Annotated in this window: 17 protein-coding genes; 9 read left to right on the forward strand and 8 right to left on the reverse strand. The window is 60.9% G+C overall.

Annotated elements, in window-relative coordinates; genetic code table 11:
- Positions 1 to 4: 4 nt before the first annotated feature.
- Positions 5 to 1,495 carry a glycerol-3-phosphate dehydrogenase gene (glpD, locus tag GGR20_RS13745; RefSeq protein ID WP_183311944.1) on the reverse strand — a complete coding sequence of 497 codons (1,491 nt, stop codon included), beginning with the start codon at positions 1,493 to 1,495 and terminating at the stop codon, positions 5 to 7.
- A gap of 162 nt (positions 1,496 to 1,657) precedes the next feature.
- Here glpD and GGR20_RS13750 point away from each other — a divergent pair, with 162 nt between their 5' ends.
- Entirely contained in the window at positions 1,658 to 2,593 is a 936-nt protein-coding gene (locus GGR20_RS13750) for an AEC family transporter (protein ID WP_183311945.1), read from the forward strand.
- Between the two features lie 21 nt (positions 2,594 to 2,614).
- On the opposite strand, the gene GGR20_RS13755 is transcribed toward GGR20_RS13750, so the two are convergent.
- Genes GGR20_RS13755 through GGR20_RS13765 form a run of 3 tightly spaced genes read right to left on the reverse strand, consistent with a single transcriptional unit; the run spans position 2,615 to position 5,796 of the window.
- Positions 2,615 to 3,424, reverse strand: coding sequence for a transglutaminase family protein (locus GGR20_RS13755; RefSeq protein ID WP_183311946.1), 810 nt, complete (start codon positions 3,422 to 3,424; stop codon positions 2,615 to 2,617).
- Between the two features lie 3 nt (positions 3,425 to 3,427).
- Positions 3,428 to 4,372, reverse strand: coding sequence for an alpha-E domain-containing protein (locus tag GGR20_RS13760; protein ID WP_183311947.1), 945 nt, complete (start codon positions 4,370 to 4,372; stop codon positions 3,428 to 3,430).
- Positions 4,373 to 4,374: 2 nt separating this feature from the next.
- On the reverse strand, positions 4,375 to 5,796 hold the full coding sequence (locus GGR20_RS13765) for a circularly permuted type 2 ATP-grasp protein (protein WP_183311948.1): 1,422 nt from the start codon (positions 5,794 to 5,796) through the stop codon (positions 4,375 to 4,377).
- A gap of 219 nt (positions 5,797 to 6,015) precedes the next feature.
- Between GGR20_RS13765 and GGR20_RS13770 the strand changes: the two genes are divergently transcribed.
- On the forward strand, positions 6,016 to 6,945 hold the full coding sequence (locus GGR20_RS13770) for a 2-hydroxyacid dehydrogenase (protein WP_183311949.1): 930 nt from the start codon (positions 6,016 to 6,018) through the stop codon (positions 6,943 to 6,945).
- On the opposite strand, the gene GGR20_RS13775 is transcribed toward GGR20_RS13770, so the two are convergent.
- Positions 6,929 to 7,417: a GNAT family N-acetyltransferase gene (locus GGR20_RS13775; protein ID WP_183311950.1), complete on the reverse strand. Its 489-nt coding sequence runs from the start codon at positions 7,415 to 7,417 to the stop codon at positions 6,929 to 6,931. The two genes, GGR20_RS13770 and GGR20_RS13775, sit on opposite strands and share 17 nt — an antisense overlap.
- 99 nt (positions 7,418 to 7,516) lie before the next feature.
- Here GGR20_RS13775 and GGR20_RS13780 point away from each other — a divergent pair, with 99 nt between their 5' ends.
- The gene (locus GGR20_RS13780) at positions 7,517 to 9,151 is read left to right on the forward strand and encodes an alpha-glucosidase (protein ID WP_183311951.1); all 1,635 of its coding nucleotides are present in this window, start codon (positions 7,517 to 7,519) and stop codon (positions 9,149 to 9,151) included.
- A 17-nt stretch (positions 9,152 to 9,168) separates the two neighbouring features.
- Here the strand turns inward: GGR20_RS13780 and GGR20_RS13785 are convergent, their stop codons facing one another.
- The 3 genes from GGR20_RS13785 to GGR20_RS13795 all read right to left on the reverse strand — a co-directional run bounded on the left by GGR20_RS13785 (position 9,169) and on the right by GGR20_RS13795 (position 11,810).
- Positions 9,169 to 9,507, reverse strand: coding sequence for a hypothetical protein (locus tag GGR20_RS13785; protein ID WP_183311952.1), 339 nt, complete (start codon positions 9,505 to 9,507; stop codon positions 9,169 to 9,171).
- Positions 9,504 to 10,574 carry an AbrB family protein gene (locus GGR20_RS13790; protein ID WP_183311953.1) on the reverse strand — a complete coding sequence of 357 codons (1,071 nt, stop codon included), beginning with the start codon at positions 10,572 to 10,574 and terminating at the stop codon, positions 9,504 to 9,506. Before GGR20_RS13790 ends, GGR20_RS13785 begins: the two co-directional genes overlap by 4 nt.
- 69 nt (positions 10,575 to 10,643) lie before the next feature.
- Positions 10,644 to 11,810 (reverse strand): M20 aminoacylase family protein, encoded by a 1,167-nt coding sequence (locus tag GGR20_RS13795; protein ID WP_183311954.1) that lies wholly within the window; start codon positions 11,808 to 11,810, stop codon positions 10,644 to 10,646.
- A gap of 211 nt (positions 11,811 to 12,021) precedes the next feature.
- Between GGR20_RS13795 and GGR20_RS13800 the strand changes: the two genes are divergently transcribed.
- From GGR20_RS13800 to GGR20_RS13825, 6 genes are all read left to right on the forward strand, one after another.
- Complete coding sequence (locus GGR20_RS13800; RefSeq protein ID WP_183311955.1) at positions 12,022 to 12,780, forward strand: electron transfer flavoprotein subunit beta/FixA family protein; 759 nt, start codon at positions 12,022 to 12,024, stop codon at positions 12,778 to 12,780.
- On the forward strand, positions 12,780 to 13,703 hold the full coding sequence (locus tag GGR20_RS13805) for an electron transfer flavoprotein subunit alpha/FixB family protein (protein WP_183311956.1): 924 nt from the start codon (positions 12,780 to 12,782) through the stop codon (positions 13,701 to 13,703). The genes GGR20_RS13800 and GGR20_RS13805 overlap by 1 nt, the downstream gene beginning before the upstream one ends.
- A 68-nt stretch (positions 13,704 to 13,771) precedes the next feature.
- Complete coding sequence (locus GGR20_RS13810) at positions 13,772 to 14,956, forward strand: amino acid aminotransferase (protein WP_183311957.1); 1,185 nt, start codon at positions 13,772 to 13,774, stop codon at positions 14,954 to 14,956.
- Positions 14,957 to 15,037: 81 nt separating this feature from the next.
- Positions 15,038 to 15,691 carry a fructose-6-phosphate aldolase gene (gene fsa / locus GGR20_RS13815; RefSeq protein WP_183311958.1) on the forward strand — a complete coding sequence of 218 codons (654 nt, stop codon included), beginning with the start codon at positions 15,038 to 15,040 and terminating at the stop codon, positions 15,689 to 15,691.
- A gap of 73 nt (positions 15,692 to 15,764) precedes the next feature.
- Positions 15,765 to 16,823, forward strand: a complete 1,059-nt coding sequence (locus GGR20_RS13820) for an Mrp/NBP35 family ATP-binding protein (RefSeq protein ID WP_183311959.1) — start codon at positions 15,765 to 15,767, stop codon at positions 16,821 to 16,823.
- Between the two features lie 124 nt (positions 16,824 to 16,947).
- A complete protein-coding gene (locus tag GGR20_RS13825; RefSeq protein ID WP_183311960.1) occupies positions 16,948 to 18,261 on the forward strand; it encodes a GH1 family beta-glucosidase in 1,314 nt (437 codons plus the stop codon).
- Positions 18,262 to 18,305 lie beyond the last annotated feature (44 nt).

Raw genomic sequence — 18,305 nt, forward strand, 5'->3', positions numbered from 1 at the left:
GACGCTAGCTGGCGAGGGCGGTGCTGGCTAGATACTCCTCCAGCCGCGCCGCATCCTCGGTACTGACCTTCAGCCCCAGCTTGGTGCGCCGCCACAAGATGTCCTGCGCCGTCCGCGCCCATTCATTGGCAACCAGGTAATTGACTTCCGCAGCATAAAGATCGGCCCCGAAATGTGTCCCGAGGTCGGCCTCGGACCGGGCCGCGCCGAGCACCGCCTTTGCCTTGGTGCCATAGAGCCGCATCATGCGCCGGAGCAGGCCTGCATCCATCTGCGGATAGTCCATGCCCAGCCGGCGCAGTTCTGCGTCAAAACTCTTGGGGCCAAAATCTCCGCCGGGCAGGGTGCCCGATTTGGTCCAGGCTGGCCCTTTTCTGTCCAGAACCTCTTCGATCTTTTCCAGCACCGACTCTGCCAGTCGCCGCGAGGTGGTCAGTTTGCCGCCAAACACATTCACCACCGCCCCGCTTGCCGCATCGCCATCGACCTTGAGCACGTAGTCGCGTGTCGCTTCCTGGGCGGCACTGGCGCCATCATCGAACAGCGGGCGCACGCCCGAATAGCTCCAGACGATGTCGTCGCGCCCAATGCTCTGGGCAAAATACTCATTAGTCGCCTTGAGCAGGTAGTCGGTTTCTTCGGAGGTGATCGCCACCTCCTTGGGGTCGCCATGATAGTCGCGATCGGTCGTCCCGATCAGCGTGAAATCACCCTCATAGGGAATGGCAAAGAAAATGCGGCCATCGCTGTTCTGGAAAAAATAGCAGCGGTCGTGCTCATAAAGTTTTTTGACCACGATATGGCTGCCCTGCACCAGCCGCACATTATGCGCCCCGTTCTTGCCCATCGCCTGGTTAATCACATCATCCACCCAGGGACCGGACGCATTGACCAGCATGCGCGCACGCACACTCTGCTTGCCCGCCTCGCCGTCCAGTTCCACGGTCCAGCCACCATCTTCACGCCGCGCCGAAACCACTTTGGTTCGCACATGGATGCTGGCGCCGCGATCCGCCGCGTCACGTGCATTAAGCACCACGAAACGCGAGTCGTTCACCCAGCAATCGGAATATTCGAACGCCAGCTTGTAGCCTGGCTTGAGCGGCTGGCCTGCTTCGTCCTTGGACAGGTCCAACGTCTTGGTTGGCGGCAGCAGGCGCCGCCCGCCCATATAGTCATAGAGCGCAAGTCCAGCCCGCAGCACCGCCGCGGGGCGCAGCCCTTTGTGATGCGGCAGCACGAAACGCAATGGCCAGATAATATGTGGCGCTGAAGCCCAGAGGACCTCTCGCTCGGCGAGGGCTTCGTGCACCAGTCGGAACTCGTAGTGTTCAAGATAGCGCAGGCCGCCATGGATCAGCTTGGTAGCCGCCGATGATGTCCCTGATGCCAGATCATTCATTTCGGCCAGAGCCACGGTATAGCCACGCCCCACGGCGTCGCGTGCAACGCTGGCGCCGTTGATTCCGCCACCTATGACAAAAATATCCAGCATCTCGCCGCCTCATGCATCATCTTGGTTCGTTTCTAATGCATATTGTTTCGCTTTAAAAGGAGTAGACTTTCGCTTCAATCTACCATACAAGGTGGCGATTGACCTTGCTTCCTGCCGGAGCTAGGGCTTGCAAATCCTTCCTCTGGCCCGGACCGCTGGCCGATGCTTTCCATACTTGCCGTTATCGCGCCCATCTTCGCGCTCATCGCGTTGGGCTACCTGGCTGTGCACCGGCGGCTTTTCCCCGCCGATGGGGTGAAAGCGCTGATTGGCTTCGTCAACAATTTCGCTACCCCCTGCCTTCTGTTCTATTCCATCGGCACCAGCGATTTCCGCGCCGCGTTCAATATTGGCATTATCGGTCCCTATTATTTCGGCGCCATTGTCTGCTTTGTGCTCGGCATTTTGGTGGCGCGTCGCGTCTTCGGCAATCGGCCGGGCGAGGCCGTGTCTGCCGGCTTTTCGGCGATGTTCACCAACACCGTGCTGGTCGGTTTACCGATCATGACTCGGGCCTATGGAGACGGGGCCCTGCCGGTAACCCTGTCCATCATTGGCCTGCATGGTGCCATCCTGCTCACCCTGGCAATGGTAACGATGGAACTGACCCGTCGCGATGCCCAGCCCCTCGGCGCTACGTTGGTTCTGGCCTTCCGGCGCGTCGTCTCAAATCCGCTGATCTGGGGCATAGCCGGCGGAATTGCGCTCTCGATCTCGGGTGCTGAGCTAGCCGAGCCGATTGCCGCCTTCTTTCGGATGATGGCGCAGGCGGTGGTGCCGGTGGCACTGTTCGGCATTGGCGGCGCGCTCAACGAGTTCAAGCTGTCCGAGAATTGGCAACAGGCTCTGGTGGCCTCCTTCATCAAGCTGATTGTTCATCCGGCGATCGCGTATGCCCTGATGATCTGGGTATTCCATGTGCCCATGGACATCGCCCGCTACGGCATTCTGCTTTCGGCCATGCCCTCGGGTATCAACATCTATGTTTTCGCCACCTTCTATGAGCGGGGAGTCAGCGTTGCCGCAAATACCATCCTCATCGCGACGGTGCTGTCGGCACTGACGATTTCAGGCTGGCTCTACGTGCTAAGTGTGTAGCCGGGCCAGGATGAAAAATCGTCAGGCCGGTTTCACCACCGCTTCTTGCACGATCTCGCCTATAGGCACCGTTCGCAGCGGCAGTGCACTCTCCGCATCGAGTCCCACCGCCAGCCGCACATAGCGCTCGGTGGGGCAGACCTGGTTCTGCGCGTCAAAACCGATCCAGCCCAATTTGTCGTCATAGGCTTCGGCCCAGGCGTGCAGCCCTCCCGCCATGCCGTCGCCCGGCGCCAGATAACCGCAGACGAAGCGGGCCGGAATGTCCAGCGCCCGCGCCCCACCAATGAACAGATGCACATAATCGATGGTTGGCGGCAGGTCGCTGTCTGGCTCAGCGCTTTGACGTTGCGTTTGCTCGCCCGTCGCCTGCATCTGCGTTGCAGGCTCGGCTTCCTCAGCCAGTCCCAGCGTCTCGCCGACACGTGCCATCAACCCATGCAGCACATCCAGGCGATTGTCCTTCGCGGAGCGAAACTTGCCATAGAGTGTCACCGGGGCTCGGGTCAGCGCCGTCACCCGCTTGTACAGGGTTGGAACCGGCTCGTCTGGCAGCTTTCTGCCCAGCACGCCGTTGGTGTCGGTGGTGCGCACAACCCCGCGTGCTACCAGGCGCATCTCGCCGTCGGGTCGAGTTTGATTGACCAGATGGGCGGCATTGCCATACCCGTCTCGAAAACGGCCTGCATTGCCGATGCCGGCGGCTTCGATACTCCAGCTTTCCACGGTTTGAGACGGTCCGCTGGCCGGTGTCAGCAACAAATGCATGACCAGTTGTGCCGTGTCCGGCGGGAGCGAGAAGGTCAGCGAATGGTCGATCTCGATACGCATGGATCAGTAAAAATTATAAGAGTCGGACAGGCAGTCAGTTACCCGGTTGTTGCGAGAGATGAACTCGTTGAGAAACTCGTGCAGGCCTTCCGAAAATATTGCGTCCATGCTCGCGCCCTCGACCATGGCCAACAGGCTGTCTGCTGCATCCTGACATTGTTCCCGACGGCCATAGATTTTGGCCAGGCTGTCCAGGTTCTGCTGCACAAAATTAGCGCAATAGACTAGGGAACGAGGCATTTCTGGGCGCAGGATCAGGAAGTCGGCAATATTCTCGGCCTTGTAGCGGTCGTGGTAGACATGGCGATAGGCGCGATGTGCCGATGCCGCCCGCAGGATCAAGGTCCATTGCTGAATGTCGAGATCTCCGCCCACCTGAGTGGCGCGCGGCAGCAGTACGTAATATTTCATGTCGAGAATACGCGCGGTGTTATCCGCCCGCTCAACAAAATTGCCTGCTTGCAAGAAGTTAAAGCCGTCGTCGCGCAGAATGGTGCCCAGCAGCGCGCCCCGGAATTCATGGCTCCGCTGTTTCACCCATTGCAACAGGCCCTGCAGCTTGGCGCCCCGGACATCTCGCGGCTTGATCTGGGAAAATTCCAGCCAGGCCCCGTTCATGCTTTCCCACATGTCCCCGGTCAGGGCCGTGCGCACCGCGCGCGCATTGGTCCGCGCGGCCTGCAAGCACGAATAGACCGACGAGGAATTGTCCGGGTCGAACATCATGTAGTGGGCAACCGTGTCGACATCGGCCAACTCATGCTTGGCATCGAACCCTTCGTCGACTTCGGCGGCCTGCATCATCGAAACCAGATGCTCGCTTGCCCCACCTTCGCGGCGGCTGGTCAGCGACATGCGGTAACCCACTTCGAGCAGGCGGGCCATATTCTCGGCCCGCTCCACATAGCGCGAAAGCCAGAACAGATTGGCGGCGGTACGTCCGAGCATCCTCAATCTTCCAGCACCCACGTATCTTTCGTCCCGCCACCCTGGGACGAGTTGACCACCAGTGAACCCTTCTTCAGCGCCACGCGTGTCAACCCACCCGGGGTAATCCTCACTTCGTCGCCCACCAGCACATAGGGCCTGAGATCGACATGGCGCGGGGCCACATCGCCCGAAATGTGCGTGGGACAGGTGCTAAGGTTCAGCGTCGGCTGCACGATGTAATTGTCCGGCCGCGCCTCAATCTTCTTTCGGAACTCGGCATGCATGGCCTTGGTCGAGGTCGGGCCGACCATCATCCCATAGCCGCCTGAGCCATGGACCTCCTTGACCACCAGATCCGCAATGTTCTCCAGAACCCAGGCGCGCTGATCCTCATCGGTGCAATTATAGGTCGGGACGTTTGAAAGCAGCGCCTTCTCTCCGAGATAGAACTCGATGATATCCGGCACATAGGTGTAGACCGCCTTGTCGTCGGCAATGCCTGTTCCCGGCGCATTGACTAACGTCACATTGCCAGCACGATAAGCGTCGAACAGCCCCGGCACGCCCAGCATCGAGTCCGGACGGAAGGTCAGCGGGTCGAGATAGTCGTCGTCGATGCGGCGGTAGATCACATCTACCTGTTCGGGACCGCATGTGGTGCGCATATAAACCTTGCCGCCATCCACAAACAGGTCCGGTCCTTCACAAAGCTGGGCTCCCATCTGGTCAGCCAGGAACGAGTGCTCGAAATAGGCCGAGTTGTAGATTCCCGGCGTCAGCACTGCGATATTAGGAGCGCCACGCGCGCTATCGGGCGCCACGCTCTCGAGCGTCCGCCGCAGATTTTCGGGATAGATTTCGACCGGCGCTACCTTCGAACGATGAAACAGGTCCGGCGCCAGCAGCATCATGGCCTCGCGGTCTTCCAGCATGTAGCTGACGCCCGAGGGAGTCCGGAGATTGTCTTCCAGCACATAGAATTCGTCGGGTCCGACCCGCACGATGTCCACGCCAATGATATGGGCATAAACGCCCTTGGCCGGTTCCAGCCCCATCATCTGAGGGCAGAACGCCTCATTGTTGAGGATGAGCTTTTCCGGGACACGCCCGGCCTTCAGGATTTCCTGGCGGTGGTAGATGTCGTAGAGAAATGCGTTGAGGGCCTTGACCCGCTGCTCGATCCCCTTGGAGAGCCGTCGCCATTCATTGGCTGCGATGATGCGGGGGATCACGTCGAAGGGAATGACCTTTTCGTTACCTTCATCCGAGCCATAAACGGCAAAGGTGATACCCAGCTTGCGGAAGATTGCCTCAGCATCTGTCTGCATCAGGGCCAAGCCCTTGTCCGGTTGCTCGGCCAGCCATTCGGCAAGCGCGCGATAGGGCTCGCGGACCGACCCATCCGGGTTGTACATTTCGTCAAATGGCGTTTTCTCGCCCATCCTACTCCGCTTCTGAAATGCGGCTTCCCGATCGCCCCTGTATTGCTACACGTTTGAAATCTGCCGTCCAGACGCTCAAAGGGTTGGTTTGCCGCTTTTTCGTGCAGGCCAGACTTGCGCAACCAGCGTTGAAAATGCTCTCATTCGCGCGCAATCCAAGCCATCGTTCCAAAGCCGAGCAGAGTGGGGGCGTCGGCACCCCATTTCGGACCTATTTGCATGACCATCGAGATTCTACAGACCCATACCCTCCTTGCCAGTTGTGAAGAGGCCCTTGCAGCCCGCTACACCGTGCACAAGCTGCATGAGATGGCCGACCAAGACGCTTGGCTGGCCGAAAACGGCCCGCGCATCCGCGCCCATGCCGGTTCCGGGGTACAGGCCGACCTGATGGACAAGCTCCCCAAGCTCGAAATCATCGCCAGCTTCGGCGTTGGCTATGACAACATCGACGTTGGCGCTGCAAAGGCCCGCAATATTCGCGTCACCAACACCCCCGACGTGCTCAACGACGCCGTGGCGGAAATGACCATCGGCCTGATGATCTCGCTCGCCCGCCGGATACCCCAGGCAGACCAGTTTGTACGTCAGGGGAAATGGCCTTCTGGGAATTATGGTCTGTTTTCCGAGCTGATGGGCAAAACCGTGGGAATTGTGGGGCTCGGTCGGATCGGCAAGGAAATTGCTGTGCGGGCTCAGGCCATGAAAATGCGTGTGGTCTATCACGGTCGACATTTGCAGCCGGCAGTACCCTATATCTATTATGATGACCTTGAAGACATGGCCCGCGACAGCGATTGGCTCGTGGTCATCGCGCCAGGCGGCCAGGGCACCGAAGGCATTGTCAGTCGCAATGCGCTTGAAGCGCTCGGCCCCAGAGGATGTCTCGTCAATGTCGCCCGCGGAACCTTGGTTGATGAGCCGGCAATGGTCGAGCTCCTGGTCAATGGCGGGCTCGGCGGCGCGGCGCTGGACGTGTTCGAGAAGGAACCGCAGGTTCCCGCCGAATTGCTCACCCTCGACAACGTGGTGCTCTCTCCTCACCAGGGCAGCGCCACCCGCCAGACCCGCGACGCCATGGGCGCCCTGCTGGTCGCCAATCTCGAAAAGCACTTCGGTGGCGAGCCGCTCATCAGCGCAGTGGTTTGACGGAGATCTCTCCGATCAGCTCGGCGCAATAGATCGCGTGAGCCTGGCCGTCGAGTTCGATGTTCTCGATCCGCTGCCAGCCCTGGCTGCCGAATAGCTCGTGTGCAGTGGCCGTCAGGGCATAGAGTCGCTCATGCCCCAACAGTTGCGCTTCTTCGGTCGCCCGCGCCAGCAGCGCCGCGGCCAGACCCTTACGCCTGAGGCCCGGATCAACGAGCAAGCCGCCGACCCATGGGGTGCGGTCGGTCACCAGTCCGCCGCTGGATAGTGTGAGGGCACAGGCGCCGGCGGCACGGCCATTTGCGAATGCCACCAGCCCCAATGGCAACCTGGCATCGTTCAGCCGGGAAACGAGATCTCCGCGCGCCTTTGCTGGATCCCGATACCAATCCGGCCATTGCTGCTGCATGAGCCGGGCAAGTGGTTCGATAGTCTCGGCATGGTCGATGAGCCGACCGGTGGTGATTTGCATAGCCAACTTTCCTGGGCCCAGCACAAACTGCCCGATTAACAGCATCGGCGGAACCCGCTAGCTTCAGGCGTAATCGGCCTTTGGCCCAGGGAGCGTTTTATGAGTGATTGGTGGCGCGGCGGAGTGATCTATCAGGTCTATCCCCGCTCGTTTCAGGACAGCAATGGCAATGGCGTAGGCGACCTGCCGGGCATAATCGACCGGCTTGGCCATATCGCCAGTCTGGGTGTGGATTGCATCTGGCTCTCGCCCATTACCCAGTCGCCCCAGGCCGACATGGGCTATGACGTGTCAGAATATACGCAGGTCGATCCCCTTTTCGGTTCGCTGCAGGACTTTGATCAGCTCATCGAACAGGCCCACGCGCTTGGGCTGAAGGTGATCATGGATCAGGTCGTCAGCCACACATCCGATCAGCATCCTTGGTTCCGCGAATCCTGCTTCTCGCGTGAGAACGCGCGGAGCGACTGGTATGTCTGGGCCGACGCCAACCCGGATGGTTCGCCGCCAAACAATTGGCTCTCGGTTTTCGGCGGATCGGCTTGGGAATGGCACACATCGCGCAAGCAATACTACCTGCACAACTTCCTGGCCGCGCAGCCAGACCTTAACTTCCATAATCCTGACGTGCAGGATGCGGTGCTCGACGTCATGCGCTTCTGGCTTGATCGCGGGCTTGATGGCTTCAGGCTCGACACCGTGAACTATTATTTTCACGACGCCAAAATGCGTTCCAACCCGCCGCTCAAGTCATTGAAGGGGCTGCCGGCGACCAACCCCTATGACATGCAGAGCCACAAATTCTCCAAGAGCCAACCGGAGAATGTCGCCTGGCTCAAAAAGCTGCGCAAATTGCTCGACCAATATCCCGGCACCACAACGGTGGGCGAGGTCGGCGATGACGAGCGCGGTCTGGAGCTGATGAAGCTCTACACCTCCGGCAGCGACATGCTGCACCAGTGCTACTCTTTCGATTTTCTCGGCCCCAAATTCACCGCCAAGCACTTCCGCTCCAAGGTCGAGGCTTTCTTTGCGGATGGGGAGACCGGCTGGCCCTGCTGGAGCTTTTCCAATCACGACGTCATCCGCCATATGACGCGTTGGGCGCCCCACAGCGTGTCGCCCGCCGATCTGGCCCGACAGGCCGCGGCGCTGATGCTGACGCTCAAGGGATCGGTTGGCCTCTATCAGGGCGAGGAACTGGGCCTGCCAGAAGCCGACATCCTCTATGAAGAACTGACCGATCCGCGCGGCATTCGCTTCTGGCCCGAGGACAAGGGACGCGATGGCTGCCGAACGCCCATGCCCTGGCAGCACGACCTGACCCATGCCGGCTTTACCACCGGCAAGCCCTGGCTTCCCGTCAAGCCGGCACACTCCGCGCTCAGCGTAGATGTGCAGAACCACGACCCGGCATCCACGCTCAATGCCTACCGAACACTGCTGGCTTGGCGCAAAAGTCACCCGTCCCTGCGCACTGGCGATATTGCCTTCTTCAAATGCGACGAGCCGGTGCTCGCCTATCGCCGCTCGGGCGAGAGCAAGGATCTGATCTGCGTCTTTAACCTCTCGGCTGATCCGCGCAACGTAAAGCTGTCGAAAGTGGAATTGGCCCTGGAGCCCGTGAGCCACAACGCAACCCTGGATGGTGCGTCGCTGCAACTCGGACCCAACGGCTTCGCTATCTTGCCCGCTCCGGTCGGGGAAGGCAGGGTGAGCTACAAGGCTGGTTAGGTCGGCGCGGCGCGACCCTACATATAGACGCGCTCGAAGGACTGGGGGTGGAAGAACTGCATTTCCTCGCCGCTGGATGTGCGCACGAAAGCGCGGATGCACCCGCCCCACATTTCGGCGCGGGTGGCGTCCACACCCATGCGGCGCAGCCGCATCAGGTTGAACTCGTTCTGATCGCTTTCACTGAACGTGTCTCCCAGGGTCACCCCAAAGGAAATGCTCACGCCCGGTCGGTCGGCCAGGCATTGCGCGCTCGAGGCCTGGGCCGTTCCGCAAAGGGTGAGGACAAGAAGGACCGGTGCACCAAACCGGATCATCACTGCAATCTCCTTTTGGTCCGATTTCATGCCGCTCAATTGTGGCTCCCTTGCGTCCCGCGCTCCAAACTGCGCACGAGAACGGCGACGGCCGGAATGGCAAAGCTGAGCAAGAGCAATCGGATCACATGGTGGGCGGCAATGAACGCTGTGTCATAGCCCAGCGCAATCCCCAGGGCGCCCATGCCTTCAAGCGCACCAGGCGACAGTCCCAGCCAGATTTGGCCGAACGGCATGTCCACCAACTGCCCGACGCCGAACGCCATGACGGTCACGATGCTGACCGTCATGGCGGTGGCGATCAGCCCGCCTGTGGCCGCCGCCAGAAATTCGGTGCGCGTGATCCCTACAAAGCGCGACCCGATAAGCGCCCCGGTCAGTACAAAGGTTGCGATCACCAGCGGCGTCGGCATCGCCTCGGTATAGAACCCGCCCAACTTCGCCCCAGTCGCCGCTGCCATGGCGCCCAGCACCATGCCGGCCGGCACCTTGAGTCGCATGAATATGAGTCCTGCCGCAACGCAGACTGCAGCCAGCAGCATCAGTTGCAGCGGGCTGAGATAGGCTGAAGCAACCTGCGCTGCATAATGGTCGATGGGCAAGAACACCGCGCCAATCGGCACGGCAATGGTCAACATCAAGATCCGGATCACCTGAATGATCACGATCTGCCGGGCATTACCGACGCCCGTGGCGGCAATGCCCATGACAAAGGCCAGATGCCCGGGAAACGAGCTGAGATAGGCGGTGCCAGGATCGAGCTTGAACACCTTGGTCAGCATCCAGCCGGTCGCAGCGACGATGATCACCAGTTCGATCGCCAGCGCGGCCAACGAAATGGGCCAGCTTCCCAGCAATTGCAGGCTGTCCGGCGCCACGCTGGCGCCCATCGACATGCCAATCAGCACAAACACCACATTGCGTAACCCGTCGGGCAGGATCATGGGCAATCCTGCCATCGCCGCAATCGTCACCGCCAGCGCCCCGCCCATCAGCCATCCGGCGGGAAGACCAAGAAACGTGGCTATGCCGCCCCCCGCCGCGGAAATGGCGAGGGTCAGTAGGACAGAAAGAATGGTTCGGGAAGAAACGGCGAGGGCTGGCATGGTACTGGCAGCCTTAGACGATCAGCCGTGCGGGCAAAAGCTTGATCTTTCCCATCAACCCGGCAGTTCTCACGCTAGGGGCAGGGCCTTTTCGACCAGCCGCACCCAGTAGCTCACGCCGACTGGAATGGCTTCGTCGTTGAAGTCATAGGTGTCGGTATGAAGCTCGGTCGAGTCCCCGTTGCCCAGAAAAATATAGGCGCCCGGGCGCTCATTGAGCATGAAGGAAAAGTCCTCCCCGCCCATGGAGGGTTCTGCATCGGCATCAACTTGGCCGGCCCCGACAATGTCGCGCGCCACGGACGCGGCAAATTCGGTCTGCTCGGGCGCATTGACCGTCACCGGATAGCCGCGCGCATAGCGCACGCTGGCTTCGGCACCGAAGCTTCGCGCGAATTGCGGGACGAACTCGGCCAGCCGCGCCTCGATAAAATCCTGCACCCCGCCATCGAGAGTGCGCACCGTGCCGGTGATCTTGGCCGTGCGCGAAATCACATTGTCGGCCTCGCCGGCCTCGACCATGGTGACGCTGAGCACCGCGCTTTCCAGCGGATCGAGATTGCGCGACACGATGGTCTGCAGCGCCGTCACCATCTGGGCTGCGACAATGATCGGGTCGATCGTGGCATGGGGCCGGGCCGCGTGCCCACCCTTGCCGACAATGTCGATATAGAAGCGGTCGGTGGCCGCCATGATGCCGCCCGTGCGAATGCCGAAGGTGCCCACCGGCATGCCCGGCCAATTGTGCATGCCATAGACTTCGGCGAGGTCGAACTTGTCGAGCAAGCCGTCATCAAGCATCACCTTGCCGCCACCGCCGCCCTCTTCCGCCGGCTGGAAAATCAGCGCGACGCGGCCGTCGAAATTGCGTGTTTCCGCCAGATATTTCGCGGCGCCCAGCAACATAGCCGTGTGCCCGTCATGGCCGCAGGCATGCATCCGGCCCTCGTGTGTGGAAGCATGCGGCAGCCCGGTCTTTTCCGTCATCGGCAGGGCGTCCATGTCGGCGCGCAGACCGACCATCCGATTGTCCGTCCCGCGGCCATTGATGACGCCAACAACGCCGGTGCCGCCAATCCCGGTCACCACCTCATCGCAGCCGAACGATTTGAGCTTCTCCGCGACGATACCGGCCGTCCGGTGCACATCGAACAGCAGTTCGGGATGGGCATGAAAGTCTTGCCGCCAGGCGGCAATTTCGGGCTGGAATTCGGCAACGCGGTTGAGAACGGGCATGCAATAATCCGGGACTCGGGAAGGAAGGCCGCAATGTCTCTGTCCGGGCCTCGGCAGTCAACTCCACACCGTGTCGCGCCGAGAGGCGTGGGCACACTTTCCAACATTTTGCATCAGACCGAACCGATATTCTCCCTGCGCGCCTTGCTCCTGTCTGACCTTTTTGCCAGAAAGCCGGCAACTACCGGGGATAGCCCAGAAAAGGTTGGCTATGAAAATTCTCGTCGCGGTCAAACGCGTGGTCGATCACAATGTCCGTATTCGGGTTCGACCCGATGGATCGGGCGTCGAGACCAACGGCGTACGCATGTCCATGAACCCATTCTGCAAGCACGCCGTGGAAGCGGCCGTGCAATTGGCCGAGGCAGGATCGGCAGACGAGATCGTTGTTGTTTCCATTGGGCCCAAACCCGCCAATGATGTCATCTTGACGGCTCTCGCCATGGGTGCCCATCGCGGCATTCTGGTTGAAGCCGACCAGCCGCTCGAAACCCTGGCTATCGCCAAGCTCCTGGCCAAGGTGGTCGAGGAAGAACAGCCCGATCTGGTCCTGCTCGGCAAACAGGCCGTGGATGATGACAGCAACCATGTCGGCCAGATGCTCGCCGCCCTGACCGACCGCCCGCAGGCCACTTTTGCCTCCGAAATCAAAGTCGATGGCAGCGCGCTTGAAATCACCCGCGAGGTGGACTCCGGTCGCGAAACGATCACTGTGCCGCTGCCCGCCATTGTCACTGCCGATCTGCGTCTCAACACGCCGCGCAACGCTGCCCTGCCCATGGTAATGAAGGCCCGCTCCAAGCCGCTGGCCGTGCGCCCCGTGGCCGAGTTCGGCGTCGATCTCACTCCGCGTCTCACAGTCGAGAAGGTCTCGCCCCCGCCTGAGCGGACTGCGGGAGCGTCCGTTGGCACGGTATCCGAACTGGCGGCCATCATTGCCACCGAGGTCAATGGGATGGAGGCCATCTGATGAGCGTTCTGGTTCTCGCCGAACTCGACAATGGGGCCCTTTCAGCCTCCACCGCGCGGACCGTCGCCGCAGCGGCGCAGCTCGGCCCGGTCGATCTTCTGGTCCCCGGCCCCCGCGCTGCCGCCGATCAGGCCGCTACTATTGCCGGCGTCGCCAAAGTTCTCCACGCCAAGGAAGCCTTGCTGGCCGACGGCCTTGCCGATCTACTCGCCGGGCTGGCTGAGAGCTACACGGTCATCGCAGCTTCCGCCTCGACCACGGGCAAGGATGTCATGCCGCGCCTCGCCGCCAAGCTCGACATTCAGCCGGTCACCGACATCGTCGCCATTGAAGGCACCAACCGCTTCGTCCGGCCCATCTATGCCGGCAATGCGCTTGAAACCGTCACCGACCCGCAGCAAAAACATGTTCTGACCTTCCGCGCTTCTGCCTTCCGCCCGGCGGCAGCAGGCAATGCGGCAACTGTCGAAACGCTCGACACCGAAATCGCCTCGGCAGCGCGTTTCATCGCCGCCCATCGCACTCAAACCGACATCCCTGATCTCGCCACTGCGCAGATCGTCGTCGGTGGCGGCGTCTCGGTTGGTTCTGCACAAGGCTTCAAACTCATCGAGGCACTCGGCAAGACGCTGGGTGCGGCTGTCGGCGCCACTCGCGCCGCCGTGGATGCGGGCTACGCCCCCAATGACTGGCAGGTGGGGCAGACCGGCAAGATCATCGCGCCGGAACTCTATATCGCTGTCGGCATTTCGGGGGCACTACAGCATCTCGCCGGAATTCAGGGCGCCAAGAAGATCATCGCCATCAACTCCGATCCCGAGGCGCCACTCGTCAAGATCGCCGATGTGGCACTGATCGGCGATCTCTTCGAAGTCCTGCCGCAACTGACAGCGGAACTGGAGAAATCGGGCGTTAGACACTAGCGCTGAATTTGCAAATTATCCCATGCGGCCTATAAAGGCCGCGCCTTCTCACCGGATCTTCGGAAAAAATGTTCGAAACCCTCTCCAAGGCCCCTGGCGACAAGATTCTTGCGCTCATGGGCGAATACGCTGCCGACTCCCGTCCTACCAAGATCGACCTTGGCGTCGGTGTTTATAAGGACGAAAAAGGTGTGACCCCGATCATGTCTTCGGTCCGCAAGGCCGAGCAGCGCATGCTTTCGAACGAGAAGACAAAATCCTATCTCGGCATAGCCGGCAACAAGGGGTTCGGCGCTGCCGTGCTGGATCTTGTACTCGCCGACAGCGTGGATCGGGCCCGCGTTCGCGTCGCCCAGGCCCCAGGCGGTACCGGTTCGCTCTGGGTGCTGATGCAACTGGTCAATCGCGCCCGTCCCGGCGCCACGGTCCATGTCTCCGATCCCACCTGGGCCAACCACAACCCGATCGCCATCGGCTCGGGTCTGAAGGTCGCCACCTATCCCTATTTCGACCCGGCCACCCGCGCGGTGAAGTTCGACGACATGCTCGCCGCGCTCGACAAGCTCGGCGCTGGCGACGTCGTCCTGCTGCATGGCTGCTGCCACAACCCCACCGGCGCCAATCTTTCCGATGCCCAGTGGGATCAGGTGGCGCAGAGCCTTGCCCGCACTGGCGCACTGCCCTTTATCGACCTGGCCTATCTCGGATTTGGCGATGGCATCGAGCCCGACGCCTATGGCACCCGCAAGATCCTGGCTTCGGTCCCCGAAGCGCTGATCGCCTTTTCCGGCTCGAAGAATTTCGGTCTGTATCGCGAGCGGATCGGCGCCGCCATTCTCGTCGCCCGCGACGGCGAGCAGGCCGATGTGACCAATTCCCAGCTCCTCAATATCATTCGCGGCGCTTATTCCCAGCCGCCCGATCATGGTGCCGAAATCATCCGCACTATCCTTGAGGATGCAGATCTGCGCGCCGAGTGGGAAACCGAGCTGGCTGAGATGCGCGACCGCATGATCGTGTTGCGCGAAAAACTTGCCGCGGCCATTCGCGAGCGCTCCAACTCAAGCGATTTCGACTTTGTCGCCGATCACCGCGGCATGTTTTCGCTGCTCGGCCTGCCGGTCGAGTCGGTTGATCATCTTAAGGCCGAAAATGGGGTCTATATGACCTCTGATAGTCGCATCAATATTGCCGGCATCCCGGAAGATCGGGTTGGCGATCTGGCCGACGCCGTTTTGGCCGCCATTCGCTGATCCTGTGGCTTGCGGCAACCCGCGGCCATGTCTACATCTGGTCTAACCGCCAGGCAGAATTCGAGTTTTTAGGAGGGAACGATGAAGTTCTTCGTCGACACTGCAGATACCGCCGCCATCAAGGAGCTTAATGAGGCTGGGCTCATCAACGGGGTGACCACCAATCCGTCGCTGATCGCCAAGTCGGGCCGTGATTTCAAGGAAGTCATCAAGGAAATCTGCGACATCACGCCTGATCCGGTCTCCGCTGAAGTTGCCAGCCTGGAATACGATGGCATGGTTGCCGAGGGCGAAGTGCTTTCCAAGATCGCATCCAACGTGGTCATCAAGTTGCCACTGACTCTGGATGGCCTCAAGGCCACCAAGTACTTCAAGGAGAAGGGCACCAAGACCAACGTCACGCTCTGCTTCTCGGCCAATCAGGCGCTGCTCGCTGCCAAGGCCGGCGCCACCTATATCTCGCCCTTTATCGGTCGCCTCGACGATATCAATATCGACGGCATGGAGCTGATCGAGACGATCCGCACCATCTATGACAACTACCAGTTCGAGACTCAGATTCTGGCCGCCTCGATCCGTTCGGCCAACCACGTCACCCAGGCAGCTCTTGCCGGTGCTGACGTCGCCACCATCCCGCCCGACGTCATCAAGAAGCTGGCTCTCCACCCGCTGACCGACAAGGGCATCGATGGCTTCCTCAAGGATTGGAAGGCCACTGGCCAGTCCATCCTCTAAGAGCTTTCGCTCCGCATTCGGACCCCGCCCATCGACAAGTTCGGGGTGGGGACTTTTCTTTTGGAAACTCCGCATGGCCGAAGCCGATCTCGCCGCTCAGATCAAGACCGCCCTTGCCGACGTCGAAATCCCCGGCGGTGGTGACCTTGCCAGCTATGGCGGCCTCTCCGACGTCATCGTCACGCCCGGCGCCATTGCTTTTGCCATTGCCGTGGCGCCAGGCATGGAAGCCGCCTTCGGGCCGGCTCGCGAGGAGGCCATAAAGCGCGCTCAGGCGCTCGGCGGCGCCCGCAAGGTCATGGTCTCGCTGACCGCGGAAAAGTCCAATGCCCCCAAGTTCGGCCATGGCGCCACCCAACCGCAGGGCAAGACGCGGGTCGATGGCGTCAAGCGCATCGTTGCCGTCGGCTCTGGCAAAGGCGGCGTGGGTAAGTCGACCACCGCCGTCAATATCGCACTGTCGCTGGCCGCCGAGGGCCTGAAGGTCGGTGTGCTTGACGCCGATCTTTATGGGCCGTCCATCCCCAAGCTGCTCGGCATTGAGGGCAAACCCGCCATACGAGACGACGGCATCTTCACACCGCACGATGTCTTTGGGCTCAAGGTCATGTCCATTGGCTCCATGCTGGTGCCCGGTCAGGCCGTGGTCTGGCGCGGCCCCATGGCCACGTCAGGCCTGCGTCAGCTGCTGCGCGAAACCGATTGGGGAGGGCTCGACTGCCTGATCATCGATCTGCCCCCCGGCACCGGCGACATCCATATTGCGCTCTTCCAGCAGACCATTGTCGATGGCGTGGTCATCGTCTCGACCCCGCAGGATCTTGCGCTTATCGATGCGCAAAAAGCCATCGACATGCTGCGCCGCATGTCCGTGCCGGTGCTCGGCCTGGTCGAGAACATGAGCTATTTCATCGCTCCGGACACCGGCAACCGCTACGACATCTTCGGCACCGGCGGCGCCGAGAAGGCCGCCGAGCGTCTCGAAATTCCTTTTCTCGGTCCGGTCCCCCTGGTCATGTCGATCCGCGAGGGCTCCGATGCCGGTACCCCGCCACTGGTGACCGCGCCCGATGGCGCCGAAGCCAAGGCATACCGCCTGATCGCGCATCGGCTCGTAGCCAGCATTTCCTGATCTGCATCCTGACGTTTTGAGGCACGTACACCATTTAAATCGATTGCTGAAATCGATTGCATAACCTCCCGCGTGAATGTTATCGGCCTTCCCCACAAGGGTAAAATGCCCGCATGGAGGGGATATGTTCTCGTTTGATCGCCGCGATTTCGGCTCCGATTTCACCTTTGGCGTGGCCACCGCTGCCTATCAGATTGAAGGCGGGCAGGGCGACGGACGCGGCACATCCATCTGGGACACTTTTGCGGCGACGCCCGGCAATGTCCACAATGGCGATACCGGCCTTCACGCCTGCAATCATTACGAACTCTGGCCGCAGGATCTGGACCTGATCCGCGATGGCGGCTTTGACGCCTATCGCTTCTCCTTCGCCTGGCCACGCCTCATCCCAGAGGGGACCGGCACCGTCAATCAGGCCGGCATCGATTTCTATGATCGCCTGATCGACGGCATGCTTGAGCGCGGCATCAAACCCTATGCCACGCTTTACCACTGGGATTTGCCCTCGACACTGCAGGATCGTGGCGGCTGGATGAACCGCGACATCGCCAGCTGGTTCGCCGACTATGCCACGCTGGTAGCCCAGAGATTCGGCGATCGCCTCGAAGCGACCGCCACTATTAACGAGCCCTGGTGCGTGGCCTTTCTCAGCCACTATCTCGGCGTGCATGCCCCTGGCTATCGCGACCTGCGCGCGGCGGCCCGCGCCATGCATCACGTGCTTTTTGCCCATGGTACGGCAATCGATGCCCTTCGTGCGTCCGGCGCGAAAAACTTGGGCATCGTGCTAAACTTGGAAAAATCCGTACCTGCCAGCGACAGCGACGCAGACAAATCGGCCGCAAATTTCGGTGATGCGGTGTTCAATCGCTGGTATCTCGGCGGCGTCCTCAAGGGGCAATACCCCACGGAAATGACCGACTGGCTCGCGCCCTATCTGCCGGCGAACTATCAGGACGATATGGCCGTGGTCTCCCGCCCGCTCGATTGGCTGGGGATCAACTATTATACCCGCGGTCTCTACACCGCATCGACCCAGCCCGGTCGCCCTGTAGAGCAGGTCCCCGGACCGCTGGAAAAGACAGATATTGGCTGGGAAATCTACCCCCAGGGGCTCACCGATCTTCTGGTCCGCGTCTCCAACGACTACACCAAGCTGCCGATCTACGTCACCGAGAACGGCATGGCCGAGGTCGAAGGCGACAACGATCCGCGCCGCACCAAATATTACGAGGACCACCTCAAGGCCGTGCTCGCCGCCCGCGAGGCCGGCGCCGATGTGCGGGGCTATTTTGCCTGGTCGCTGCTTGACAATTACGAATGGGCCGAGGGTTACAACAAGCGTTTCGGTCTCGTCCATGTCGACTACGAAACGCAGAAGCGCACACCCAAATCCAGCTATCGCGCGTTTCAGGGCCTGCTGCACAACGCGCGCTAATCCTGTAGGGTTCTGGCGTATTGATAGCCGCCAGGACCCTTCTG

Origin of the sequence: Devosia subaequoris (genome assembly GCF_014197055.1) — a bacterium.
GTDB classification, from domain to species: domain Bacteria; phylum Pseudomonadota; class Alphaproteobacteria; order Rhizobiales; family Devosiaceae; genus Devosia; species Devosia subaequoris.